21 protein-coding genes and 3 pseudogenes are annotated in these 24225 nt (G+C 64.9%); 16 read left to right on the top strand and 8 right to left on the bottom strand.

What is annotated here, in order from left to right; genetic code table 11:
* Positions 1–10: 10 nt before the first annotated feature.
* Positions 11–1270, bottom strand: a complete 1260-nt coding sequence (locus EKK97_RS14675) for a 6-phosphofructokinase (RefSeq protein WP_159552981.1) — start codon at positions 1268–1270, stop codon at positions 11–13.
* Positions 1271–1449: 179 nt separating this feature from the next.
* Here EKK97_RS14675 and mpl point away from each other — a divergent pair, with 179 nt between their 5' ends.
* The 3 genes and pseudogenes from mpl to EKK97_RS14660 all read left to right on the top strand — a co-directional run bounded on the left by mpl (position 1450) and on the right by EKK97_RS14660 (position 4134).
* On the top strand, positions 1450–2829 hold the full coding sequence (gene mpl, locus EKK97_RS14670) for a UDP-N-acetylmuramate:L-alanyl-gamma-D-glutamyl-meso-diaminopimelate ligase (protein ID WP_159552979.1): 1380 nt from the start codon (positions 1450–1452) through the stop codon (positions 2827–2829).
* A complete protein-coding gene (locus EKK97_RS14665; RefSeq protein WP_159552977.1) occupies positions 2822–3439 on the top strand; it encodes a flavin prenyltransferase UbiX in 618 nt (205 codons plus the stop codon). Before mpl ends, EKK97_RS14665 begins: the two co-directional genes overlap by 8 nt.
* 72 nt (positions 3440–3511) lie before the next feature.
* Positions 3512–4134, top strand: a pseudogene (locus tag EKK97_RS14660) (LysE family translocator).
* A gap of 127 nt (positions 4135–4261) precedes the next feature.
* On the opposite strand, the gene EKK97_RS25925 reads toward EKK97_RS14660, so the two are convergent.
* From EKK97_RS25925 to EKK97_RS14645, 5 genes are read right to left on the bottom strand one after another with little or no spacing between them, the layout of a single operon-like run.
* Entirely contained in the window at positions 4262–4441 is a 180-nt protein-coding gene (locus tag EKK97_RS25925; RefSeq protein WP_340162874.1) for a hypothetical protein, read from the bottom strand.
* A complete protein-coding gene (locus EKK97_RS25920; RefSeq protein WP_340162873.1) occupies positions 4429–5157 on the bottom strand; it encodes a phosphatase PAP2 family protein in 729 nt (242 codons plus the stop codon). The genes EKK97_RS25925 and EKK97_RS25920 overlap by 13 nt, the downstream gene beginning before the upstream one ends.
* Positions 5058–5663 carry a DedA family protein gene (locus tag EKK97_RS25915; protein WP_340162872.1) on the bottom strand — a complete coding sequence of 202 codons (606 nt, stop codon included), beginning with the start codon at positions 5661–5663 and terminating at the stop codon, positions 5058–5060. Before EKK97_RS25915 ends, EKK97_RS25920 begins: the two co-directional genes overlap by 100 nt.
* A gap of 43 nt (positions 5664–5706) precedes the next feature.
* Positions 5707–6639: a diguanylate cyclase domain-containing protein gene (locus EKK97_RS14650; RefSeq protein ID WP_159552975.1), complete on the bottom strand. Its 933-nt coding sequence runs from the start codon at positions 6637–6639 to the stop codon at positions 5707–5709.
* Positions 6632–7501: a hypothetical protein gene (locus tag EKK97_RS14645; protein ID WP_159552973.1), complete on the bottom strand. Its 870-nt coding sequence runs from the start codon at positions 7499–7501 to the stop codon at positions 6632–6634. The genes EKK97_RS14650 and EKK97_RS14645 overlap by 8 nt, the downstream gene beginning before the upstream one ends.
* Before the next feature lie 90 nt (positions 7502–7591).
* On the opposite strand from EKK97_RS14645, the gene EKK97_RS14640 reads away from it, so the two are divergent.
* The 11 genes and pseudogenes from EKK97_RS14640 to lipB all read left to right on the top strand — a co-directional run bounded on the left by EKK97_RS14640 (position 7592) and on the right by lipB (position 18094).
* Positions 7592–8893: a glutamate-5-semialdehyde dehydrogenase gene (locus EKK97_RS14640; protein ID WP_159552971.1), complete on the top strand. Its 1302-nt coding sequence runs from the start codon at positions 7592–7594 to the stop codon at positions 8891–8893.
* Positions 8894–8961: 68 nt separating this feature from the next.
* Positions 8962–9591: a nicotinate-nucleotide adenylyltransferase gene (gene nadD / locus EKK97_RS14635; protein WP_159555808.1), complete on the top strand. Its 630-nt coding sequence runs from the start codon at positions 8962–8964 to the stop codon at positions 9589–9591.
* Positions 9592–9657: 66 nt separating this feature from the next.
* Complete coding sequence (rsfS, locus tag EKK97_RS14630; RefSeq protein WP_159552969.1) at positions 9658–10020, top strand: ribosome silencing factor; 363 nt, start codon at positions 9658–9660, stop codon at positions 10018–10020.
* Positions 10017–10484, top strand: coding sequence for a 23S rRNA (pseudouridine(1915)-N(3))-methyltransferase RlmH (rlmH, locus tag EKK97_RS14625; protein ID WP_159552967.1), 468 nt, complete (start codon positions 10017–10019; stop codon positions 10482–10484). The genes rsfS and rlmH overlap by 4 nt, the downstream gene beginning before the upstream one ends.
* Positions 10485–10526: 42 nt before the next feature.
* A complete protein-coding gene (mrdA, locus tag EKK97_RS14620; protein ID WP_159552965.1) occupies positions 10527–12434 on the top strand; it encodes a penicillin-binding protein 2 in 1908 nt (635 codons plus the stop codon).
* 3 nt (positions 12435–12437) lie between these two features.
* A complete protein-coding gene (gene rodA, locus EKK97_RS14615; RefSeq protein WP_159552963.1) occupies positions 12438–13598 on the top strand; it encodes a rod shape-determining protein RodA in 1161 nt (386 codons plus the stop codon).
* 52 nt (positions 13599–13650) lie between these two features.
* The gene (gene mltB / locus EKK97_RS14610; RefSeq protein WP_340162871.1) at positions 13651–14859 is read left to right on the top strand and encodes a lytic murein transglycosylase B; all 1209 of its coding nucleotides are present in this window, start codon (positions 13651–13653) and stop codon (positions 14857–14859) included.
* Positions 14750–15747: pseudogene (locus EKK97_RS14605) on the top strand (septal ring lytic transglycosylase RlpA family protein). Before mltB ends, EKK97_RS14605 begins: the two are co-directional and overlap by 110 nt.
* A 52-nt stretch (positions 15748–15799) precedes the next feature.
* The gene (locus EKK97_RS14600) at positions 15800–17011 is read left to right on the top strand and encodes a D-alanyl-D-alanine carboxypeptidase family protein (RefSeq protein WP_159552961.1); all 1212 of its coding nucleotides are present in this window, start codon (positions 15800–15802) and stop codon (positions 17009–17011) included.
* A 70-nt stretch (positions 17012–17081) separates the two neighbouring features.
* Positions 17082–17396 (top strand): HP0495 family protein, encoded by a 315-nt coding sequence (locus EKK97_RS14595; protein WP_159552959.1) that lies wholly within the window; start codon positions 17082–17084, stop codon positions 17394–17396.
* A complete protein-coding gene (lipB, locus tag EKK97_RS14590; protein WP_159552957.1) occupies positions 17396–18094 on the top strand; it encodes a lipoyl(octanoyl) transferase LipB in 699 nt (232 codons plus the stop codon). The genes EKK97_RS14595 and lipB overlap by 1 nt, the downstream gene beginning before the upstream one ends.
* Before the next feature lie 74 nt (positions 18095–18168).
* Here the strand turns inward: lipB and lipA are convergent, their stop codons facing one another.
* Together lipA and EKK97_RS14580 are read right to left on the bottom strand one after the other, a co-directional pair.
* Positions 18169–19224, bottom strand: coding sequence for a lipoyl synthase (gene lipA, locus EKK97_RS14585; protein WP_159552955.1), 1056 nt, complete (start codon positions 19222–19224; stop codon positions 18169–18171).
* Positions 19225–19396: 172 nt separating this feature from the next.
* Positions 19397–20385: pseudogene (locus EKK97_RS14580) on the bottom strand (LysR family transcriptional regulator).
* A 38-nt stretch (positions 20386–20423) separates the two neighbouring features.
* On the opposite strand from EKK97_RS14580, the gene EKK97_RS14575 reads away from it, so the two are divergent.
* A complete protein-coding gene (locus tag EKK97_RS14575) occupies positions 20424–21431 on the top strand; it encodes an ATP-binding protein (protein ID WP_159552953.1) in 1008 nt (335 codons plus the stop codon).
* 156 nt (positions 21432–21587) lie between these two features.
* On the top strand, positions 21588–24038 hold the full coding sequence (locus EKK97_RS14570) for a DUF3141 domain-containing protein (protein WP_159552951.1): 2451 nt from the start codon (positions 21588–21590) through the stop codon (positions 24036–24038).
* The last annotated feature ends 187 nt before the right edge of the window (positions 24039–24225 follow it).

The following is a 24225-nucleotide window of genomic DNA, read 5'->3' as shown; positions in this document are numbered from 1 at the left end:
TGACGGCTGCTCAGAGCTTGAACTCGGGCAGCTTGCGCTCGACCTTGGCCAGCTTGAGATTGGCCACCTTGGGCAGGCCGTTCTCGTAGGGCGGGTAGTCCTCACCCTGGATCAGCGGCGACAGGTAGCGGCGACAGGCCTCGGTGATGCCGAAACCATCCTCGCGGATGAACTCGCGCGGCATGAACTTCTCACGATTGGCAACCTCGGCCAGGGGGGCGGACTCGATGCGCCACTCGTAGGGCGTGTCGCTGACCCGCTTGATTGCCGGCATCATGGCGTTCTTGCCGGCGACGGCCAGCTCCACCGCCTGTTGACCCACCGCATAGGCCTGTTCGACGTCAGTGCGCGAGGCCAGGTGGCGTGCCGCCCGCTGCAGGTAGTCGGCTACCGCCCAGTGGTACTTGTAGCCGAGGTCCTGCTTGACCATACCGGCAAGCGTGGGGGCGACGCCACCCAACTGGCGATGACCGAAGGCGTCGGTATTGCCCGAGTCGGCGAGGAAGGTGCCGTCCTCGTAGCGGGCGCCTTCGGAGACCACGATCACGCAATAGCCGTACTTTTCCACGCACTCCTCGACGCGAGCCATTACCTTGCTGCGCTCGAAGGGAACCTCGGGGAAGATCACCAGATGCGGGGGCTCGCCCTCGCCTTCGCCGGCCAGCGCGCCGGCGGCAGCGATCCAGCCGGCATGACGGCCCATCACCTCGAGCACGAACACCTTGGTTGAGGTGGCGCACATGGAGGCGATGTCGAGCGAGGCCTCCAGCGTCGAGGTGGCGATATACTTGGCTACGCTGCCGAAGCCCGGTGAGTTGTCGGTGATCGGCAGGTCGTTGTCAACGGTCTTGGGCACGTGGATGGCGGTCAGCGGGTAGCCCATCTTTTCGGAGAGCTGCGAGACCTTGAGGCAGGTATCGGCGCTGTCCCCGCCGCCGTTGTAGAAGAAGTAGCGGATGTCGTGGGCCTTGAAGACCTCGATCAGGCGCTCGTATTGGGCGCGATGGCTCTCGATGTCCTTGAGCTTGTAGCGGCAGGAGCCGAAGGCGCCGCCGGGGGTATGCCGCAGGGCAGCGATCGTCTCGTCCGATTCCTGACTGACGTCGATCAGGTCCTCGGTCAGGGCGCCGATGATGCCGTTGTGTCCGGCATAGACCTTGCCGATGCGATCGGAGTGTTGGCGGCAGGCTTCGATCACGCCGCAGGCGCTGGCGTTGATCACGGCGGTGACACCGCCAGACTGGGCATAGAAGGCGTTATGCTGGGCCATGGGGCTGCTGGGCTCCTGGGAAAGTTCCGTTTCATGCTTCACGACAAGGCGAAATATTCTAGCCGAAAGGTGTCGAACCTGCACGCCGCTGGAGAGCGCCTGCCAGGCCGTGCTAGTCTGCCGATTCCTTTCCGGCGGACGCTGTCCGCCTGCTCTACCTGGTGAAAAGGTCGGATTCCATGCACCTTCATATTCTCGGTATTTGCGGCACCTTCATGGGGAGCCTGGCCCTGCTGGCGCGCGATCTGGGGCATACCGTTACCGGCTCGGATACGGGCGTCTACCCGCCGATGAGTACCCAGCTCGAAGAGGCCGGCATCGGCCTGTATGAAGGCTATGCGGCCGCCAACCTGGCGCCGCGCCCCGACCTGGTGGTGGTCGGCAATGCCATGACGCGTGGCAATCCGGAGGTGGAGGCGTTGCTCGACCTGGGCCTGCCCTATACCTCTGGCCCGCAGTGGTTGGCTGAACACGTGTTGCCCGGACGCCGGGTCATCGCGGTCGCGGGCACCCATGGCAAGACCACTACGGCGAGCCTGACGGCCTGGCTGCTGGAGTCGGCCGGGCTCGAGCCGGGCTTCCTGATCGGCGGCGTGCCGCGTAATTTCGGCGTATCGGCAAGGCTCGGTGCTGCGAATGCCCCCTTCGTGGTCGAGGCCGACGAGTACGACACCGCTTTCTTCGACAAGCGCTCGAAGTTCGTGCACTACCGCCCCGAGATCGCCATTCTCGGTAACCTCGAGTTCGATCACGCCGACATCTTTTCCGATCTGGCCGCCATCGAGCGTCAGTTCCACCATCTCGTACGCACCGTGCCGGGACGTGGCCGGCTGCTGGTAGCGGATGGCGAGCCGGCGCTCGACCGCGTGCTGGGCATGGGCTGCTGGACGCCGGTCGAGCGCTTCGGCGACGACACCGAAAGTCCTTGGCGGCTGGAGCTGGAGCGGGACGACGCCTCGCGCTTCCGGGTGGTGCACCAGCAGGGGGAGGTGAACGAGGACGCCGTGGTCGATTGGACACTGAGTGGCCGGCATAACGCGCGCAATGCGCTGGCGGCCCTGGCTGCGGCGCATGCCTGCGGCGTCGACCTGGCGCGGGGCTGCGCGGCACTGTCACGCTTCGAGACCCCGCGCCGCCGCCAAGAGGTGCGCGGCGAGGTGGCGGGTATCCAGATCATCGACGATTTCGCACATCACCCCACCGCCTTCGCGGCCACCCTAGAGGGGCTGCGGGCCGCGACGCCGCGTGGGCGGTTGCTCGCCGTCATCGAACCGCGCTCCAACACCATGCGCCTGGGCGCGCTGCGCGAACGCCTGGCAGCGAGCGTCGCCGCCGCCGACCTGGCATTCTGGTATCAGCCGCCGGGGCTTGACTGGTCGCTGGCCCCGGTGGTGGAGGCCAGCCCCGTGCCGGCGCGGCTCGAACAGGATATCGATGCGCTGGTGGCGGCGCTGGTGGCTGAGGCGCGACCGCTCGACCGTATCGTGGTGATGTCCAACGGCGGCTTCGGCGGCATCCACGAGAAGCTGCTGGCGGCGCTCGAGGTGGCGCATGGCTGAGCAGGCGCTACGCCCTCCGGTCACGGTAGCGATCACCGGTGCCTCCGGCGCCCAGTACGGCCTGCGCCTGGTCGAGGCGCTGGTGGCTGCCAGGCACGAAGTTTGGGTGATGATCTCCAAGGCCGCACACCTGGTCATCGAGACCGAAACCGATACTGCCCTGCCGGCGCGGCCCGAACGGTTGGCCCTGGCACTTACCGAGCGCAGCGGGGCCGCTCCCGGCCAGATTCGCTGCTTCGGGCGCGAGGACTGGATGGCTCCGGTGGCATCCGGTTCGGGCGCGCCATCCGCCATGGTGATCTGCCCCTGCAGCACCGGTACGCTATCGGCAGTGGCCACCGGTGCCAGCAACAACCTGATCGAGCGCGCCGCCGACGTGGCGCTCAAGGAGCGCCGCCAACTGATTCTGGTGCCGCGCGAGACGCCGCTGTCGGCCATCCATCTCGAGCATATGTTGAATCTGACCCGCATGGGCGCGGTCATCCTGCCAGCAGCTCCCGGTTTCTACCACAAGCCCGAGAGGGTGGAGGATCTCGTCGACTTCATCGTGGCCCGAATTCTCAACCAGCTGGGCATCGAGCATCGGCTCTTGCCGCGCTGGGGGGAGTGACGTCGGGCCTAAGCCGACATCTTTTCGTCATCGGAACCTGACAGATTGAGTGCCTAAGGACGAGACTCTTTCATGATCAAGCTATCGCTGCTGTCGGTCTTCGTGCCGACGTTTTTGTTCGTTTCCCTGACTCCGGGCATGTGCATGACCTTGTCCATGGTGCTGGGCATGACCCAGGGGGTGAAGCGCACGTTATGGATGATGGCCGGTGAACTCGTTGGCGTAGGACTGGTGGCGACTGCCGCCGGTGCCGGCGTGGCGACGCTGATGTTGCGCCAGCCCGAGCTGTTCGCGCTGTTCAAATGGGTGGGCGGCGCCTATCTCGGCTACCTCGGCGTGATGATGTGGCGCTCCCGGGGCGCATGGCGATCCCCCTCGAGAGCGTCGAACTGGCCCCGGCATCGCGTGGCCAACTGGTGCTGCAGGGCTTTGTGACGGCGGTTGCCAATCCCAAGGGCTGGGCCTTTTTCGTTGCTCTGCTGCCGCCTTTCCTGGATGCATCGCGCCCGCTGGGCGGGCAACTGACAGTGCTGATCGGGGTAATCCTCACCATCGAGTTCCTGAGTCTGCTGCTGTATGCCGCCGGTGGGCGGGGGCTGCGGCGCGTGCTGGGCGAGAGCGGCAATGTGAGACTGCTCAATCGCATTGCCGGCACGCTGATGGTGGGCGTGGGAATATGGCTGGCCCTGGGCTGACCCGGCTTCGCCGGGAGCTATCAGCCATAAGTTATTAGCCAAAAACTATCAGCCATAGACTCCAATCCATGAGTGAAAAACCGTTCCTGCGGCTGGGCGGCTGGGTAGTCGCATCACGGCTTACGGGCTAGATCGGTGGCAGCCAGGCCACGCGCGCGGCGAGAAGCATCAGCGAGGCGACGGTCAGGGCCTGCCAGGGGCAGGGAGCCAGCGAACGGTGCGGCTGGCGCTGCCAGGCCAGTCGTACCAGGGCGCAGACCACCAGTCCCAGCAGTCCTCCGCCCAGCAGGTCGGTCAGCCAATGCACGCCAACCACCAAGCGTGACAGCGCCATGGCAGTGTCAGGGCGATGGCCAGCCAGTAGGCCCAGAAGCGCCGGTGCTGGGGCAGCTCCTGGGCGACGAAGGCGGCGGCCAGACCATACAGCACCACGGCGGAGGAGGCATGGGCGCTAGGGTAGGCCAGCGAGCCGGTGAGGTAATCCGGTGTATCCGGCCGTGGCCGCCCGATCAGTGCCTTGCCCAGGGTATTGAGCAGCGCGATACCGCCAAGCCCGGCAGCGATGTGGGCGAAAGCGGCCAGGTGCCGCCTGGCCAGCAGCCAGATTCCCCAGGGCAGGACCAGGGCCAGGATGCCAAGCATGTCCCCGATTCGCGCCAGGAGTTGACCCGCTTCAGGGAGTAGCGGCACGACCAGGATGTCGAACAGCGCGTGCACCTGCAGGTCGATGGGGAAGGGGCCACGTTGACGGATGACGGCGATGGTCAGCCCCGAAAGCCCACCGAGGGAGAAGATCAGCAGCAGCCAGCTGCCGAGAGGCACCTCTCTTCCGTTGCGCCAGCTGCGTTTCAGCCATGCGCGGCGCAATAGTGGGGAGCGGCGCGCGGCGCGCGCCAGTAGACGGTACAGGCGGCCGGCCCGACTCACCTGATGGCGCAGCCACGAGAACACCACTGCCAATCCCACCACCACGATGGCCAGCGTGACCAGCAGTGCCTCGAGCCCGGCAGGAACCGTGAGCAACTGCTGCCAGGTCTGGCCCAGCAGATAACCCGGCAGAACATAGGCCGGAGCCCAGAGTGCCGCTGAGGCCAGGTTGGCCCACAAGAAGGCTCGGGGGACATGTGCAACATGCCGGCAATAAGCGGAATCACGGGGCGAACCGGGCCGACGAAGCGGCCAAAGAAGACCGAGAGGCTGCCGTAGCGTTGGAAAAAGCGTGCGCCGCGTGCGAGCCACTCGGGATGACGTGACAACGGCCACAGCCGCGTGACCCGCTCGCGTTGGGTATAACCCAGGCTGAAGCTGATGCCATCCCCCAGCACGGCGCCGATGAAGGCTGCCAGCAGCAGCGAGGAAACCGCCATGTCCTGATGGCCGGCCAGCGACGCTGCTGCTGTGATCAGGACCACCCCGGGCAGCAGCAGGCCAACCAGGGCCAGCGACTCGAGCAGGGCGATGGCACCCACGATGAGGAGCAGCATCTGAGGAGAGGGGGCGAGTTGCAGCAGGGTCTCGGTCAGGCTCAAGCATCGACTCCTTGGTTACCAGCTCCCGGTTCCAGCATTCTTTTCACGACTCGCTGAGGTGCCGCGTCATGGCCAGCAGGCGCTGTTCGAAACGTGGCCAGCTCTCTCCCGGCAGGCGCTGACAATGGGCCACGCTGGCGCGTAGCGGTCCGGTATCCACCAGCACCGTGGTTTCCAGCGCCTGCTCGATACGCTGTTGTACCATCTGGGCGCCGCTCTGGCTGGTGTCGGGCAGCACCAGCCAGAACGTGGAGGCGCTCTGCCGCCCCAGGAAGTCGTGGCGTCGCGAGCAACGATTGATGGCCAGGCACAGGGCATCGAGCAGCGACTGGCGCGCTCTATTGCCGAACTGCTCGCTGGCCATTTCCAACTGAGGCAGGTGCAGCGTCAACACGGCGAACGGCTGTCCCAGGAACTGCGTGCGCTGGTACTCGCTGGCCAACAGCTCATGCAGGGCTTCACGGGCCAAGGCGTTACAGTGGGGATCGCGTGGGTTGGTGGCGTCCAGCAGCGCTTGCTGGCGGCGCTGTTCCCAAGGCACCAGAGCGACCACCAGGGCCATGGCGATATAGCTCAGCGCCAGATGGACATCCAGCCGGTTGTCGATGAGCAATAGCCAGACCGGAGCCAGCAGCAGGTTGAGCAGCATGGCGGAAGCAAGCGGTAGCAGCAGCACCGTAAGCAGGGGGGCGAATCCCAGCCACATGATGCCGGTCTCGTCCAGCCATGGCAGTTCGAGGGCCAGCATCAAATAGCCGACGATCAGCGCCAGGTAGGCGGACAGCCGCGTCTGGCTGGCGCGCGAGACGCGCATCAGGCAGGCAACCAGCATGACCAGGGCGAGAGAGGCGGGTAACAGAATGCGGTGGTAGTCGCCCATCAGGTAGCGCCAGATCGCATAGCCACCCAGCAGCAACGTAGCGATGGCATAGGCAACGACGAGGCGTAACGCATGGTTCCGGTTGTCGTCAGCCATGCACGCTCTCCGGCTCGACCTGGATGTCGTGTTGCTGGTGCTCGAGGCGCTCTACCATTTCCTCGAGCGAGCCGAGACTGCTCAGCGAGGCGAAGCGTACCTTGGCGCTGGGGCGCAATCCCTTGAGCAGGGCCTGGCGCCTTTCGCGTGCCTGTTGGTCGTCGCGGCTCAGCAGCAGCGTGGCCAGGGTGCGCTGGTCGAGGCGGTAGCAGTTTTCGAACTCATGGGTCAGGCGACACAGATCCTGCGCCAACGGCCAGAGTCGCCTTCTCGAGGTGCGCAGTAGCATCAGTTCGCCGTGTACGCCTTCGCGTCGGCAGCGCGCTCGCTCGCGGCGCAGGTCGGTGATGAGCTGCTGGCCGCTCCAGAGTGGCAAGCCCGGCACCAGACGAACGCGCTGGCGCGCGGCGGAGCGTGCCGGCAGCAGATGGCGGTTGCGTGCCAGGCCAAGCAGCATCAACGGCAACAGGACCAGGCCGGAGAACAGCGTCTGCTCGATCCCCAGCAAGTCGGCGAGCAGCCACCAGGTCAACCCCGCCAACAGGCAGGTCAGGGCCAGTACCCAGCCGGGCTGGGGCAGCATCAGCAGGGCAGGCCAGACCCATAGCCACAGGGCATGGCGCTCGGGATCGGCGACGAGCAGGCCCGCCAGCAGCAGGCTGGGCAGCAGTTGCCAGGGCACGGTGGCAGGGCGCCGATGGCTCATCTCGAGCAGGCTCGCGGTGACCATCAGCCAGACACTTGCCAGCACCAGCAAGAGCGCGCTGGAAAGCCGTTCCGAAAGGTATGCCAGCACGATCAGCAGTAGCGCCGCGGCCCAGAGATTCAGGCGCATCAGCCCGACTTTGTACTTGCTCTGCATGGTGCCTTACTATGGAGTCTGATGTGGTGTCGCGCCAGTATAACGTTCGCAGCGCCAAGTGGCGCTCTGCCCAGGAGAACTTCTTTTCGCATGTCCGTTCACGCCTCTCAACCCGCACGCACCGATGCCGAGGTAGGCGATGTCGCCGCCTACATGATTCGTCTGGGCCAGGCGGCACGTGCTGCTGCCACCCACATGCGGCGTGCCGTCACCGGTGACAAGAACCGTGCCCTGCTGGCCATGGCCGATCAGCTCCAGTCCCGCCGCAGCGATATCATCGCCGCCAATGCCGCTGATCTGGCACGTGGCCGCGACAATGGCTTGGAGCCGGCGCTGCTGGACCGGCTGGCGCTGAACGATGCGCGACTCGATGCCATGGTGGAAGGGCTGCAGCAGGTAGCGGCATTGCCCGATCCCGTCGGCGAGATCGAGGGAATGCACTTTCGCCCCAGTGGCATCCAGGTGGGGCAGATGCGGGTACCGCTCGGCGTGATCGGCATCATCTACGAATCGCGCCCCAATGTGACCCTTGAAGCCGCCAGCCTGTGCCTGAAGTCGGGCAATGCCTGCATCCTGCGCGGAGGCTCCGAGGCACGCGACTCCAACAGCGCCATTGCCGCTTGCATTCGCGAGGGGTTGCGCGAGGCCGGGTTGCCGGAGGACGCCGTGCAGGTCGTGGCGACCACCGACCGTGCCGCGGTGGGACAGCTGATCGCCATGCCCGAGTACGTCGACGTGATCATACCGCGTGGCGGCAAATCCTTGATCGAGCGTATCTCGCGCGAGGCGCGGGTGCCGGTGATCAAGCATCTCGACGGCGTATGCCACGTCTATATCGATGCCACGGCGGACTCCGAGAAGGCGCTGGCGATCGCCGTTAACGCCAAGACCCACCGTTACGGCACCTGCAACACCATGGAGACCCTGCTCGTCGATGCTCCGGTGGCGAAGAAGTTGCTGCCGAAGCTGGCCGCAGCTTATGCCGAGCATGGCGTCGAGCTGCGTGGCTGTGAGCGGACGCGTGCCATTCTCGAAGGTGTCGTCGCCGCCAGCGAGGAGGACTGGTACGCCGAGTACCTGGCCCCGGTGCTGGCGCTGCGTGTGGTCGACGGCATCGACGCCGCCATCGAACACATCGAACGCTATGGTTCGCACCATACCGATGCCATCGTCACCGAGAACTATGGGCTGGCGCGCCGTTTCATGGCCGAAGTCGATTCCAGCTCGGTGATGGTCAATGCCTCGACCCGCTTCGCCGATGGCTTCGAATACGGCCTGGGCGCCGAGATCGGCATTTCCACCGACAAGCTGCACGCGCGCGGGCCGGTCGGGCTCGAGGGGCTGACTACCCGCAAGTACGTGGTGTTGGGCGACGGCCAGGTCCGGCAGTGACCGCGCACCAGACCCGCACTCAACCGGCCGGTCGCGCGGCGCTTCCCCTGGAGCCGCCGCGTGTGGCAATGCTGGGCGGTACCTTCGATCCCGTGCATCTTGGACACCTGCGCAGCGCCCTGGAGCTACTCGAGATCCTGGCGCTGGACCGTGTCCATATGATCCCCGCCAAGATGCCGCCGCTACGCGATACTCCTCGTGTTGCTCCCGAAGAGCGCCTGGCGCTGCTGCGGTTGGGTATCGGCGATACGCCGGGCCTGGTCGCCGACCCACGCGAGCTGGAGCGTGACGGTCCGTCGTACAGTGCCGATACCCTGGCTAGCCTGCGCGCGGAATACGGTGACCAGGCCCGGCTGATCATGGCGCTTGGGCATGACGCCTTCCTGCGTTTGGCCGAATGGCATGCGCCATGGCGTCTCTTCGAGTTGGCTCATCTGGTGGTGATAGATCGGCCCGACTTCGAAGCTGCGTTGCCGCGTGCTCTGGCTGAACTGATCGAGGGGCGTGAGGTCGATAGCCCCGGCGCGTTGATGCAGCGCCCCGCGGGTCGTCTGCTACGCTTGGCGCTCCCGACACGAATGGCGATATCGGCAACGGAGATTCGCCGGCGCCTCGCATCGGATCGCAGCGTGCGTTTTCTCGTGCCCGAGGCCGTCGAGGCGAGGATTCTGGCCAACTCACTATATCGGCATCGCTGAACGCTGCCAGCGGCGGCCCAAGAGGCTACAATGGCGGCGACCAAGACTTCCCGTTGATGAGGGGCTATGCAGAACGATTCGCTCAAGACTCTGGTGGTAGAGGCATTGGAAGATCTCAAGGCCAAGGATGTCGCGCTATTGGACGTCTCACGCTTGACCAGTGTGACTGACCTGATGGTCGTGGCCAGCGGCACCTCCACGCGCCACGTCGCCGCGCTGGCCGATAACGTGGTCCAACAGGCCAAGGCCAATGGTATCCAGCCGCTGGGTGTGGAGGGGCAGGCGGGGTCCGATTGGGTCCTGGTCGATCTGGGCGATCTGGTCGTTCACGTCATGCTCCCCGAAACCCGCCAGCTCTACGACCTGGAACGGCTGTGGGCCGATCTGCCGAGCGATGCGGAACAGCAGCAAGAGCACGGTGGCGCATGAAGATCCGCCTGCTGGCGGTCGGCACCCGCATGCCGGGGTGGGTCAACGAAGGTGTCGAGGAGTACCGCAAGCGTCTACCGCGCGACTTCTCCCTCGAAATCGAGGAGATCGCCCCCGGTCAGCGCGGGAAGAATGCCGATACGGCCAAGGCGGTGGCGCTCGAGGCCAAGCGTATACGTGAGCGGCTTCGAGGGGATGAGCTAACGGTCGCGCTCGAGGTCGGGGGGCGGGCCTGGAGTACCGAGCGCCTAGCCCAGGAGGCCGAGGCCTGGCGCCTCGAAGGTCGCGATGTGGTGCTGCTGGTGGGCGGGCCGGACGGTCTGGCACCGGAGCTTTCCGCCTCTGCCGAGCGGCGCTGGTCGCTGTCTCCGCTGACCCTGCCTCACCCGCTGGTGAGGGTGATCCTGGCCGAGCAGCTTTATCGCGCCTGGACCCTGATGGTGGGACACCCCTACCACCGCTGAACGGCGGCTTTACGACAACCCTGAGTCGAGACCATTTCCGGCATGCGCGACCGCCGTGAGACCCTGAAGAATCCGGAACAGGAACTGCGCATCTTTCGTGTGCGTGCGTTTCTGGCCGTATTGACGATCCTGCTCTTGACGGGCCTGTTGGCGGGGCGGCTGGTGTATTTGCAGGTAGTCCAGCATGAAGTCTACAGCACTCGTTCCGAGAAGAACCGTGTACGGGTGGAGCCGTTGCCGCCGACCCGGGGACTGATCTACGACCGCAATGGCGTACTGCTGGCCGAGAATCGCCCCACCTATAACCTCACCCTTACCCGCGAGCGGGTCGACAACCTCGATGCGACTCTGGATCGTCTAGAGGAGCTGCTGGAACTGACCCCCGAAGAGGCCGAAGGCTTTCGCATTCGCGCACGCCAGCCCCAGCGTCCGTTCCAGCCCGCGCTGCTGATGAGCGACCTCGACGAGGTGCAGATCGCGCGGCTGGCGGTCAACCGCCATCGCCTGCCCGGGGTCGAGGTCGAGGCCCAACTGCTGCGCTACTATCCGGATGCGCAAATCATGGCCCATGCCCTGGGCTATGTCGGCCGCATCAATGCCGAAGAGATCAAGACGCTCGACCCGGGGCGCTATGCCGGTACTCATTTCATCGGCAAGACCGGCGTGGAGCGCTTCTATGAGGACGTGTTGCATGGCGAGGCCGGGTTGCGCCAAGTGGAGACCAATGCGCGGGGAAGGGTGCTGCGTGAACTCGGCCGCACCGACCCGGTGCCCGGCCAGAACCTGACCCTGACCCTCGACAGAGAGCTGCAGAACCTGGCCTACGAGCTGCTCGATGGCAGGCGTGGCTCCATCGTGGCCATCGTTCCTGCGACCGGTGAGATCCTGGCCATGGTGTCGGCGCCTGGATTCGACAGCAACCAGTTCGTGACCGGCATCGATTTCGCTTCCTATCGTGCGTTGCAGGAGGACATCGACCTGCCTCTGTTCAATCGTGCGATTCGTGGCCAGTATCCGCCGGGTTCCACCATCAAGCCCTTCCTCGCCCTTGCCGGCCTGGTGGAGGGCGTCATCACCCCGGATCGTACGATCAACGACCCCGGCTTCTATCAACTGCCCAACGACAGCCGGCGCTATCGCAACTGGCTGCGCTGGGGACATGGCCGGGTCGATATGGAGCGCTCCATCGCTGTTTCCAACAATACCTACTACTATTCGCTCGCCCACGAGATGGGAATCGACCGCCTGCATGAGCAGATGAGCGCCTTCGGTTTCGGTCAGCGTGTCGGTCACGACGTGTTCGGCGAGAGCGGGGCATTGATGCCGTCTCGTGACTGGAAGCGAGCTCGCTTCAATCAGCCCTGGTACCCTGGCGAAACGCTCTCGGTGGGCATCGGTCAAGGATATTGGCAGGTCACGCCGTTGCAGCTGGCAACGGCCACCGCGGTTCTCGCCAACCGGGGGCGATGGGTAAAGCCGCGCCTGGCGCGGCGGATCGGCGACGAAGACGTGCCGGTGGATCTTCCGGATACCCCTGACGACATCGTCATCAGCAACGAGGCGTGGTGGGACCGGGTGTTCGCGGGCATGGAAAAAGTACTCACCGGCCACGAGGGAACGGCCAGGCGCACAGGGGTGGGGCTCGAGTATCGCATGGGCGGAAAGTCCGGTACCGCCCAGGTCTTCTCGTTGGGACAGGATCAGAAGTATAACGCCGAAGAGCTTGCCGAACGGCTGCGTGACCATGCTCTGTTCATGGCTTTCGCTCCGTTGGAAGACCCGCAGATCGCTGTCTCGGTGATCGTGGAGAATGCCGGCGGCGGCAGTACCCATGCGGCGCATCTGGCACGCGCGATGGCCGATGCCTGGCTGTTGCAGGAGGAGGCTCCCGATGCCGAGGAGATACGCGAGGCGATGGAGAACGACAACAGCACCGTGGCGGGGAACTGAGCAATGGGGTTGATGGGCTTGACCAAGGGGCTGCGGGCACGTCCGGTACGTGCACCGGAGAGCGGTATCTCGCGGCGCAAGAGCCTCTGGGAACGCACCCACCTAGACCCCTGGCTGCTTCTACTGCTGCTGATGTTGCTGGTGGCGGGCCTCGGCGTGCTCTATAGCGCTAGCGGGCAGCGGATCGAGGTCGTCCTGGCGCAAGGCTCGCGCTTTCTGGTTGCGGCCCTGGTGATGGTGGTATTGGCGCAGCTGCCACCTGTCACGTTGATGCGCTGGGCACCGCTGGTCTATGGCGTCGGTCTGTTGATGCTGATTGCGGTCGAGCTGGTCGGCGATGTCGGCATGGGCGCTCAGCGCTGGCTGGTGATCCCCGGGGTGATTCGCTTTCAGCCCTCCGAACTGATGAAACTGGCCATGCCGCTGATGCTGGCGGCGTGGCTCAGTCGACGCGAGCTGCCGCCGCGCTGGAAGGACCTGCTGGTCTGTGCCGCGCTGCTCGGTTTGCCCGTGATGTTGATCGCCAAGCAGCCGGACCTGGGGACTTCCCTGTTAGTGGGATGCGCCGGTGTTTTCGTGGTTCTGCTGGCGGGACTTTCCTGGCGCTTCATTGCCTTCCTCTCCGTCGTTGCCGCAGCGGCGCTGCCGCTGCTGTGGATGAACCTGCACAATTATCAGCGGCAGCGGGTCCTGACCTTCCTCAACCCCGAGAGCGACCCGTTGGGCGCCGGCTGGAACATCATTCAATCGACCACGGCCATCGGTAGCGGCGGCCTGTGGGGCAAGGGCTGGCTGCAGGGAACCCAGTCACAGCTGGAGTTCCTGCCCGAGCGCCATACCGATTTCATCGTCGCGGTGCTCGGTGAAGAGTTCGGCCTGGTGGGCATGCTGATCGTGCTGTTGCTTTACCTGTTGATCGTCGTGCGCGGGTTATGGCTTGCCGCCGTCGCGCACGATACCTTTGGGCGGCTGCTGGGCGGCAGTATCATTCTGACTTTCTTCATCTATGTCTTCGTCAACGTAGGCATGGTCAGCGGCATACTCCCAGTGGTTGGCGTACCTCTCCCGCTGGTCAGCTACGGCGGGACCTCCAGCGTGACCTTGCTGGCGGGATTCGGTATTCTCATGTCCATTCATGGGCACCGCCGGCTGCTGCCGCGATAGCTGTTAGGGCGGGCTCGAACGATAGGGGTCCCAGTCAAGGAGTGGCACAAGCATGACGCCATTGAGTAAGTGGAAAGGGGCCGGCGCCGCGGCAGCGGCATTGACTCTTGGGTTGTTGGCGCCGGCTGTGTATGCCGCGGACTTTTCCCCAGCACGGCACGAGGGGGCCCGGCAGTTGCTTGAGGAACTCAGCGAACGCGGTATCGAAAGCGACTGGCTGGAGAGTGCACTTGGCGACGCCGTTTTCCAGCAGGGGGTGCTCGATGCCATGGCGGGCGCGGCGGAGCGCCGCCTGCGCTGGGACGAGTATCGCGAAATATTCCTGCAGCCCGAGCGCATCGCACGCGGCGTAGCCTTCATCGAAGCGCATGAGGAAGCCTTCATCCGAGCCCATGCCGAGTACGGCGTGCCGCCCGAAATCATCGCCGCCATCATTGGCGTCGAAACCAGTTATGGTCGCTTCACCGGGCGTCATCGCGTCATCGACTCCCTGGCCACGCTGGCGTTCCACCACCCGGTGCGTGGCAATTTCTTTCGCGGTGAGCTGGCGGCGTTTCTCGAGATCACCCATGAGCAGGAAGTCGAGCCCGGCAGCCTCAAGGGCTCTTATGCCGGTGCCATGGGCTACCCGCAGTTCATCCCCACCAGTTATCGGGCCTATGCGGTGGACTTCGATGGCGATGGGCAGCGTGACCTGTGGACCAATCCCGTCGATGCCATCGGCAGCGTCGGTAACTATTTCGCCGAGCACGGCTGGCGCCCGGGCGAACCCATCTATGCCGAGGCCGAGGGCCCTGATACGCCGCCCGGGGCGATCGACTTCAACCGCACGCAGCGGCCCTACGCCAAGCTGGATGAACTGGAGCGGGTCGGGATCGTACCCAAGGTGGCGCTGGATGAAGCGACACCGGTGATTCCGCTGGCGTTGGAAGTGGACGATACCGCCTGGCGTTACCGTCTCGGACACGACAATTTCTACGTCATCACTCGCTACAACCATAGCCATCTCTATGCCATGGCCGTGACCGAGCTGGCTGAAGCGATAGCGGATTCGCGCGACCTCGAGCCCTTCCCCTGTCAGCGTCGGTGGCTATGGAGCGGGAGGATTCGCCATGAAAGGAGCATGGGCGGTGCTGGTCGTGTCGGCGCTGTTGGCTGGCTGTGCCGGCAGCGGTTCGAGTGGCCCGGCGCGAGACGATGCGCCAAGGGCGTCCTCCGCGGCACCGGCCACAGGGGGCGGTCGTTATGCCATGAGCGGTGACGCTTATCCTGAAAACCCGCCCGATGTCAGCCAGATTCCCGATGCCGTGCGCGCGTGGAAGAGCCCTCCCGTGGTGGCAACCGCCCCGTCTACGAGGTGTGGGGCAAGACCTATCATGTCCTGCCGGATGCGCGCGGCTATGCGCGGCAGGGTACCGCCTCGTGGTACGGCGAGAAGTTCCACGGCTACGCCACGTCCAACGGCGAAATCTACGACATGTACAAGATGAGCGCGGCGCACCGCTCTTTGCCGCTGCCTACCTATGCACGTGTCACGAGTCTGGACAATGGCCGCTCGGTGATCGTGCGGGTCAACGACCGCGGACCGTTTCACAATGACCGCGAGATCGATCTTTCCTATGCCGCTGCCGCGCGACTCGATATCCTCGAACGTGGCACCGGCAGGGTAAAGGTCGAAGCGATCGATCCTGTGGTGTGGCTGGCCGAAAATGGTGGTGGCGGAGCGAACCAGAGCGCTACGCCTGCTGTCCAAACGGCGGCTCAGGCATCGTCACCGGCACAAGCATCGCCACGGCCCGTTGCGACCGCCAACACCAATCCCAACAACAGTTCCAGCAACAGTTCCAACACCATCGCCTCGACTTCCGGCAGCGGCGCCACTGATGCCGGTGCCGCCAGCCGCGGCGAAGGTGGTGACGGCCTGCCAATCTACCTGCAGATCGCCGCGTTGGGATCGGCCGACAACGCACGAGCGCTCAAGGCCCGCCTCGAGCGTGAGCTGTCACACCCGGTACGGGTGGCGGATGCAACTGGTATGTACCGGGTCCAGGTCGGCCCGCTGGCGCATGCCGGACAGGTCGAGCCCGTTCGGGCCGAACTCAGGCGTGCCGGTTTCGATCAGGCCTTTATCGTCAACGGTGCCGATTGATCGGCGCCAATATCCCTTGACCTTTCTCGACGTAGCGATGAGATCCATGCCCATGCGAGTGCTGCTTTCCCATTTCCGTGCGCGGCTTCTACCGTTGTCGCTGTTCGGCCTGCTACTGGTCGTTTCCCAGGCTCTGGCCCAGGCGGTACCCACGCCCCAGCCGCAGCCTCAGGCGATGATTCCGGCGCCGCCGCAGATCGCGGCGAAATCCTGGATTCTCATGGATGCCGACAGCGGCAGAGTGCTGGTCGAGCACAATGCCGACGAGCGCCTGCCGCCGGCTAGCCTGACCAAGCTGATGACCGCCTATCTGGTTGAGCGCGAACTGAATCGCGGCAATATCAACCTCGACGACAGGGTGCGCATCAGCGAGAACGCCTGGCGTACGGTGGGGTCCAAGATGTTCATCGAAGTCAATACGGATGTCTCTATCCGTGATCTGCTGCATGGCATCATCATCGCCTCGGGCAACGATGCCAGTGTCGCCGTGGCCGAACACTTGGCGGGCGGCGAAGCGCCCTTCGCCGACATGATGAACCAGCATGCATCGCGCCTGGGCATGCACAATACGAACTACGCCAACGCTACTGGCCTGCCGCATCCCGAGCAGTACTCTTCCGCGCGGGACATGGCAATCCTGTCGCAGTACATCATCAACGACTATCCCGAGCACTACGCCGTCTACTCCGAGAAGTACTTCACCTATAACGACATCCGCCAGCCCAACCGCAACCGCCTGCTGTGGCGCGACCCGACCGTGGATGGCCTCAAGACAGGCTGGACCACCGAGGCCGGCTATGGCTTGGTGGCATCCGCCAAGCGCGACGACATGCGCCTGATCTCGGTAGTCATGGGAACCAGTTCGGAGGAGGCGCGTGCCCAGGAGACCCAGAAACTGCTCAGCTACGGCTTCCGCTACTATGAAACCCTCAAGCTCTACGACCAAGGAGCGGTACTGAATACCCCGCGTATCTGGGGTGGCGAGAAGAACGAGCTGCGCGTCGGCGTCGATCGCGATGTCGCCATGACGCTGCCGCGGGCGCGCAACCAGGAACTCAGCGCGCGGCTGGACATTCGCCAGGACCTCACCGCACCGATCAGTCTCGGCGATCGTGTGGGCACCCTGGAGGTACGCCTTGGCGACGAAATCGTTGGCGAGCAGCCGCTGGTGGCCCTCGAGTCGATCGAGGAGGGCGGTCTGTTCAAGCGGCTGTTCGACCAGGTACGGCGCTTCTTCAGCAACCTGATCGGCGGCTGGTTCTGACGGTGTCTTGGTCGCCGGTCAGTAGTTGAGTAGAATACTCGGAAATAGCTTTCGAGACCTGAAGAGAACCATGTCACACGACAAATTGCGCGACCTGCGCCGGGCCACCGCCACAAGCGACCCGGCGTCGGCGCCGACGATCAGCTTTCCGTGCGATTACCCCATCAAGGTAGTGGGGGACGCCGCCGAGGATTTCACCGCCATGGTGTGCCAGGTGGTGCTGCGCCATGACGCCAGCTTCGATGCTTCCAGTATCCAGGTGGTGGAGAGTCGCAACGCGCGTTTCCAATCGGTGCGGCTGACGCTGCGTGCCACCGGCGAGGTCCAGCTCAAGGCGCTGTTCGAAGAGCTCAAGGCCACTGGGCGCGTACATATGGTGGTGTAATGTCCGATCGACGGGGCGCGAGTGCGCCGATCGCACTTCTATGCCTGGGGCGCCGTCCCTACTTGCCGGTCTGGCAGGCCATGCGTGAGCTGACCGACGGCCGCGATGAGGCCACCCCGGATCAGTTCTGGCTGGTGGAGCACGATCCGGTATTCACCCAGGGGCAAGCGGGGAAGCCTGAGCACCTGCTGATGCCGGGCGACATTCCCGTGGTGCAGACCGATCGTGGCGGACAGGTGACCTACCACGGTCCGGGGCAGGTCGTGCTTTACCCGCTACTCGACGTGCGCCGCTGCGGGATCGGTGTACGCGAGCTGGTCACGGCGCTAGAGCGTGCCGTGATCGAGCTGCTTGCCGAGTACGGCATCGAGGCCCATGCCCGACCCGATGCCCCTGGCGTGTATGTCGGTGAAGCCAAGATCGCCTCGCTGGGGTTGCGTATCCGCCGTGGCGCCAGTTTCCATGGTGTCGCCCTCAACGTGAATGGCGACCTCGCACCGTTCCAGCGTATCAATCCCTGTGGCTATGCCGGCATGGCCATGACGCGTTTGGCCGATCTCGTCGACCAGCCGCTCGCCGTCGAGCGTGTCGGCTTGCGGCTTGCCGAATGCCTGGCGCTGCAGTTGAAACGTGAGCTGGCTTCGACCGAGACGGCATTGCTTGCGCCGCTTGCCGTGAAAGAAGCGGGAGTCGATTGAGCGCAGAGAAAAGGCGACCGCAAGGGTCGCCTTTTCGCATGCTGCGCCATTGTCCCGCCAATGGCGATGTTGTCTCAGCCGACGTTGATTGCCTCGATTCGGTTGGGGTCAGGCGCCTGGCCCGGTACCTCGGCCGGTGCGGCAAGGCCCAGGTTGTTCTTCTCGAACACTCGGTCGGCGCGATAGCTGGAACGTACCAGAGGCCCGGAAGCCACTTCCATGAAGCCCTTTTCCAGACCCAACTGACGATAACGCTCGAACTCTTCCGGCGTGACCCAGCGCTCCACCGGCAGGTGGTTGCGCGTGGGGCGCAGGTATTGGCCGAGCGTGACGATGTCCACGTCGATGGCGCGCAAGTCGTCGAAGGTGGCGAGGATCTCCTCATCGGTCTCGCCGAGCCCCAGCATCAGGCTGGTCTTGGTCAGCACGTCGGGGCGATGACGCTTGGCATGGGCCAGCACGTCGAGAGTCTTGCGGTAGCCGGCGCGCGGATCGCGCACGTAATGGGTGAGGCGCTCCACCGTCTCGACGTTCTGGGCAAACACCTCGAGGCCGGAGTCGACCACTCGCTCGATGGCGGCCGGGTCGCCGTCGAAGTCGGGCGTGAGCGCCTCGACCACCACGGCTGGCGTATTCGCCTTGATCGCTCGGATGCACTCGGCGTAGTGCGTCGCTCCGCCGTCGGCCAGGTCGTCGCGGTCCACCGAGGTGAGCACTACGTAGCGCAGCCCCATCAGCTCCACCGACTTGGCGGTGTTGGCCGGCTCCTCGCTGTCCAGCCAGCCGCGCGGGTTGCCGGTGTCTACGGCACAGAAACGACAGGCGCGGGTGCATACCGAGCCCATCAGCATGATGGTCGCCGTACCGTTGCTCCAGCACTCGCCCATGTTGGGGCAGTGGGATTCGGCGCACACGGTGCTCAGGCGATGCTCGTTGACGTTGCGCTTCACCGCCTCGAAACGCCCGCCGCCAGGGATCTGCGCACGCAGCCAGTGTGGCTTGCGCCCTGGTTCCGGACGCTCGTCGACCTGGCTGCGCTGCAGCTTGATACCGTCCTTGATGGCGGCGAAGCCGTGTTCAGTGCGGAACTTGGCGCCGCTAGGCACGCGTTTTGAGGTGTTGTCGCTCATAGGGTGTGAGCCCCTCCACTCGGCGGCTGCCAGAACCAAGCCGCGGCGCGCCTCGTTACGGGCGGCAGCAGGCCACATGGCAGGCCATTGATACGATAGTCGCAGGCCCGTAATCTACCATATCCGCGACTGACTGGCACAGCGGACGCAGCCCGTGCAATTAGCGTGGGACTCAGCCCGGGGCAATGGGCAGGCAGACCACGCCGTGGTCGGGCATCGGCCGTGGCGGCGCCTTGAAGTGCGCTTCGATCTCGCCCAGCCGCTCGCGCACGAAACGCAGGAACAGCTCGGTCACCGGGGTGGGAAAGCGATCGCGGGATAGACCGTGCACCATGAGCGGCGCAGGGGGAAGCCCGGCAGGGGCAGCTCGGCCAGCAGCCCCGCGCCCAGCTCCAGACGTACGGCCAGCCGAGGCAGTACCGCCACGCCCAGGTGTGCCATCACGCCCTGCTTGATCGCCTCGTTGGTGCCCAGCTCCATGGTATGCTGAAGGGCGACGTCCTGCTCGGCAGCGAGCTGCTCGAAAGCGGTGCGGACCCCCGAGCCCGATTCGCGCATCAATAGGTAGTGCCGGGCCAGGTCCTCCAGCGTGGGGGCATGGGCCTCGAGCAGCGGATGGCCGGGCCAGACGATGGGAATCAGTTCGTTCTCGAGGAACGGCATGAAAACCAGTTCGTCGTCATCTTCGGGGACCATGGCCATGATCACCAGGTCGTCGCGGCGAGCCGCAAGCCGCTCGAGCGCTTGGCTGCGATTGCACACCTGCAGGCGTACCTGAACGTTGGGGTAGTAGGCGCGGAAGCGGGCAATCAAGTGTGGCACCACGTACTGCGCCGTCGAGACGGCAGCCAGATTGAGCTCCCCCGAAATCGTGCCGTCCATGTCGGAGAGCGTCATTTGCAGGCGCGAGACCTGGCCGAAGATGGCCTGGGTCGAGGCCGCCAGCGCATCGGCCGCCGGCAGCACGTGTAGGGTCTTGCCGGTGTACTTGAACAATGGCTGGCCCAGGGCCTGCTCGAGCTGGCGGATCTGCGCGCTGACTGCCGGCTGGGTCAGGCCCAGCAATTCGGCGGCTCGCGAGTAGGACTGCTGGCCATGCACGGCCTGGAAGACCTGTAGCTGGCGAAAAGTCAGGCGGTTCAGCAGCCTTGGCATCGTCATCGATCAATCCGCAAGCAAGAAGGGTGCAGGGAGGCCCGTTGAAGACCTCTTTTCATGCTATCACCGCCGACGGCCAGGGTCATGTCGGCGGGGCCGATGGAGAATCACGCTCCTTGCATGGGGCCTATGACGATGTACTGCGCCAGGGCCGCTGGCGTGGTGTCATGCTCGCCGGCAGCGGCCTTGCGGCACTGCGTGCCGGTCAGGCCTGTACCGAGCTGGAGCTAGCCTGGCACGACAGCGGCGGTGCCATGGGCGAGGCCCTGGTCGAACGCGCCCGACGGTGGGGCTGCGATGCGCTGCATCCCGGCGAGGCGACGGCCGAGGAGCAGTGGCACCTTGCACGCTGCTGCTCGCGTTCGGGACTGGCTTTCATCGGACCGCGCGAGTCTCTTATCGCTGCCATGTGCGATGACGATGCCGCCCGCCAATTGATGCGCGAGGCGGGGCTGCCGCTGGGAGAGATGTCGGAGCAGGCGTTGCGCGTGCACCTGCCGGTACTGGCCGACAGCCGCGGCCAGGCGCTGGCGTTGGTCGAGCATCAACTGCTCGGAGCGACTTTCGCCATGGCGCCGAGCGAACGGTTGACCCCCGAGCAGCGCGCTTACCTCGGACAGCTCGCCGTGCAGGGCGCTCGCTCCCTGGGGCTGGTCGGTCTGGCGACGTTGAGTTTCTCGCTGGCCGAAAATCGGCTGGGTTTCGTTAGCATGCGCCCGGGACTGACGGGTTATGAAGGCCTGGCCGAGGTGCTGAGCGGGCTCGACCTGGCGGTGGAGCAGATTCGTCTGGTGGCGGGCGAACGGCTCAGGCGTCCCGGGTGGGGCACATGGGATACGGTCCGGGCCGGCCTGGGCAGGCGCGTTGGCGCCTGCTCTTGCCAGGAGGCGGGCAATTGGGTGGAGGGCCCGGTGTCAGGCTCGACCGCCCCACTCCGGAAGCGGGCAAGACCGAGATGCGCCTGCTGGTATGGGGGCGAGACGGCGCGGAGGCCCGCCGCCGCGAGCGTCGAGCCTTGGCGGAGTGGTATGGGCGCCCAACTGGCGTAAGCGAAGACAGCAACGGAGCGGGCGAGTAAGCGCTTCACAAAAAATCGACAAAACGGCTGCATTGCAATGGCGCAGGACGTACTATGCTTGCTGCATCGCAGCATATTTTCTCCTTCCGCTGTCGAAACCCTATAGCGGAGACAACAGGAGCCGAGCATGAACGCACTCTTGCCGACACCCCCGACAGAAGTTCTCAGCTTCCTGGATCCATTCGGCTTCGGCCGTGCCGCCTTCGATTACTGGCGGGACGCCGTCGAACGTAGCGTGCTGTACATGGACGTGATGCGCGAGCGCGGCAACCAGTACCTCGAGCACATCGAGAAGACCAAGCCCAACGTGTTGGGCTTCGATGCTGAGGTGGTGATGGACGGTCGCGAACTGCCGCGGCCGGTCAACTATGAACTAATGCGGATTCTGCCTCCGGCCGGTGTCGAGGTCGATCTCCAGGCGCGCCCCTTCGTGGTCGTCGACCCGCGAGCCGGGCATGGGCCCGGCATCGGTGGGTTCAAGCCCGACAGCGAGATCGGCATCGCCCTGAGAGCGGGTCATCCCTGCTATTTCATCGGTTTTCTGCCTTATCCCGAACCCGGTCAGACGGTGGAGGACGTGGTCGAGGCGGAGATTGCCTTCCTGCGTCGTGTGGTCGAACTCCACCCGGAATCCTGCGAGAAGCCGATGGTTGTCGGCAACTGCCAGGCAGGCTGGCAGATCATGATGGCAGCCTCGCTCGAGCCCGAAGTCTTCGGTCCGATCCTGATCGCCGGAGCGCCGCTCTCCTACTGGGCCGGCGAGCGGGGCAAGGCGCCCATGCGCTATACCGGCGGCATGACCGGCGGCAGCTGGATGACGACCCTGGCCAGCGACCTGGGCGATGGACTGTTCGATGGCGCCCTGCTGGTACAGAACTTCGAGCGGCTGAACCCGGCCAATACCTGGTGGGACAAGCAGTATCGGCTGTATGCCAACGTCGACACCGAAGCCGAGCGCTACCTCAACTTTGAACGCTGGTGGGGCGGCCACGTGGTGCTGGGCGGCGAGGAGATCCAGTACATCGTCGACAACCTGTTCGTCGGCAACCGGCTCTCCACCGCACAATTGGTCACTTCGGACGGTCGTCGCATCGACCTGCGCAACGTACGCTCGCCGGTGGTGGTGTTCTGCTCCCAGGGCGACGACATCACGCCGCCGCCCCAGGCGCTGGGCTGGGTCAGGGATCTCTACGGCGATACCGACGACATCGTTGCCAGCGAGCAGACCATCGTTTACTGCGTGCACGACAGCACCGGTCACTTGGGCATCTTCGTGTCGAGCAGCGTGTCGCGCAAGGAGCATGCCGAATTCACCGCCAACATCGATTACATCGACGTGCTGCCGCCGGGGCTCTACGAGACCACGGTGACCAGTGCCAAGGAGCGTGACGATGCCGAACTGCTCGAGCGCGACTACCTGCTCGAGTTCAAGGCGCGCTCCATCGAGGGGCTCAACCGCGACGTCTTGCATCATCGCGAGGATGACGACAGGCGTTTTGCCACCGTGGCGCGGCTCTCGGAAATCAACCTGGGGCTCTATCGGCTGTTCGTGCAGCCCTGGATCCGGGCCACGATCACCCCAGAGGCGGCTCGCCTCATGCGCCGCCTGCATCCGATCCGGCTGGGCTACAAGCTCCTTTCCGATCGAAACCCCCTGTCCGTGCCGCTGCCGGTGCTGGCCGAGTGGGTGCGCGAGGATCGCCACCCGGTGGCCGAGGACAACCTCCTGCGCACCATGGAGAGGGCCGTGTCGGAGCAGATATCCCGTGGTCTGGATACTTGGCGCGAAATTCGCGATCAGAGCATCGAGCACACGTTCCTGACGGTGTATGGCCAGCCGTTGCTGCAGGCCATGGTCGGTCTGGGTGGCGACGCCCATGTCCACCGCCGCCAGCCCGGCAGCGAGCCGGAGCATCGCCGTTTTATCGAGCGGCGCCAGGACGAGCTGCGCCAGAGCGTGGCAGAGGGCGGCATCCACGAGGCCGTGATGCGCTCGGTAATCTATGTACTGGGCGGTGCCCCTACGACCGATGAGCGCAACTTCAAGCGTCTGCGCGCCTCGCGCGCCGAGTTGGAGCCAGCCAGCAGCCTTTCTGACTTCAAGCATCTGGTGCGCGAGCAGTTCTTTATTCTCAAGCTCGATCGCGAGGCGGCACTGGGCGCGATTCCCCAACTGCTAATGGGGGAGCGGGCCGAGACGATCCGCGCTTCGCTGGAGCATATCGAGCATGTCCTGGCGGCCAGCGGTGAACTCTCCGAGCATGCCCGCAAGCGCTATGAGCATATCCAGGCGCTCTTCGGCGAGGCATTGGAGCGTGTCGACCCGGCGGAGCGCCGCCGGGCGTTGGCCGATCTACACGAAGAGGTGGCGACAGGCGCCAGAGCTGAGGTTGCGGCGCGTAGCGAGGTAGAGAGCCTGTTCCAGGCAGAACCCGAGGTGGGGCAACCCGATCGAGCCAGCCGCTCTGCCGGCGCGAAGGCGTCAGCCAGGAAGGCGCGAAAGCCGGCTGCCAGATCGCAAGTCGATAGCCAGTCCGGCACCAAGAGCGAGACGACCCGAAAGCCGCGCAAGCGTTGAGCGAAAGTCCATAGCGGTAATTCAGCGCCTCTGACGTTTACGGCAGGGGCGCTGCGCTTTTTGGACAAGCGTCATGTCAGCTACCGCGGTATGGATGACTTGATGCTACTTTCACATTGCTGCTTTACTCCCGCCATGATGGAAGCGACTGGCGCGAAACGGGTTGCTGGGGTAGGGTAAGCGGATT

The organism is Billgrantia tianxiuensis (assembly GCF_009834345.1).
Taxonomy (GTDB): domain Bacteria; phylum Pseudomonadota; class Gammaproteobacteria; order Pseudomonadales; family Halomonadaceae; genus Halomonas; species Halomonas tianxiuensis.
The sequence above is the reverse complement of the archived record's forward strand: the minus strand, read 5'-3'. Positions and strand labels throughout refer to the sequence as shown.

Bases quoted from the DNA above. Each gene is read 5' to 3' on its own strand.
- EKK97_RS14675 (WP_159552981.1), bottom strand. From the start codon at position 1,270: ATGGCCCAGCATAACGCCTTCTATGCCCAGTCTGGCGGTGTCACCGCC.
- mpl (WP_159552979.1), top strand. From the start codon at position 1,450: ATGCACCTTCATATTCTCGGTATTTGCGGCACCTTCATGGGGAGCCTG.
- EKK97_RS14665 (WP_159552977.1), top strand. From the start codon at position 2,822: ATGGCTGAGCAGGCGCTACGCCCTCCGGTCACGGTAGCGATCACCGGT.
- EKK97_RS14650 (WP_159552975.1), bottom strand. From the start codon at position 6,639: ATGGCTGACGACAACCGGAACCATGCGTTACGCCTCGTCGTTGCCTAT.
- EKK97_RS14645 (WP_159552973.1), bottom strand. From the start codon at position 7,501: ATGCAGAGCAAGTACAAAGTCGGGCTGATGCGCCTGAATCTCTGGGCC.
- EKK97_RS14640 (WP_159552971.1), top strand. From the start codon at position 7,592: ATGTCCGTTCACGCCTCTCAACCCGCACGCACCGATGCCGAGGTAGGC.
- nadD (WP_159555808.1), top strand. From the start codon at position 8,962: ATGCTGGGCGGTACCTTCGATCCCGTGCATCTTGGACACCTGCGCAGC.
- rsfS (WP_159552969.1), top strand. From the start codon at position 9,658: ATGCAGAACGATTCGCTCAAGACTCTGGTGGTAGAGGCATTGGAAGAT.
- rlmH (WP_159552967.1), top strand. From the start codon at position 10,017: ATGAAGATCCGCCTGCTGGCGGTCGGCACCCGCATGCCGGGGTGGGTC.
- mrdA (WP_159552965.1), top strand. From the start codon at position 10,527: ATGCGCGACCGCCGTGAGACCCTGAAGAATCCGGAACAGGAACTGCGC.
- rodA (WP_159552963.1), top strand. From the start codon at position 12,438: ATGGGGTTGATGGGCTTGACCAAGGGGCTGCGGGCACGTCCGGTACGT.
- mltB (WP_340162871.1), top strand. From the start codon at position 13,651: ATGACGCCATTGAGTAAGTGGAAAGGGGCCGGCGCCGCGGCAGCGGCA.
- EKK97_RS14600 (WP_159552961.1), top strand. From the start codon at position 15,800: ATGCGAGTGCTGCTTTCCCATTTCCGTGCGCGGCTTCTACCGTTGTCG.
- EKK97_RS14595 (WP_159552959.1), top strand. From the start codon at position 17,082: ATGTCACACGACAAATTGCGCGACCTGCGCCGGGCCACCGCCACAAGC.
- lipB (WP_159552957.1), top strand. From the start codon at position 17,396: ATGTCCGATCGACGGGGCGCGAGTGCGCCGATCGCACTTCTATGCCTG.
- lipA (WP_159552955.1), bottom strand. From the start codon at position 19,224: ATGAGCGACAACACCTCAAAACGCGTGCCTAGCGGCGCCAAGTTCCGC.
- EKK97_RS14570 (WP_159552951.1), top strand. From the start codon at position 21,588: ATGAACGCACTCTTGCCGACACCCCCGACAGAAGTTCTCAGCTTCCTG.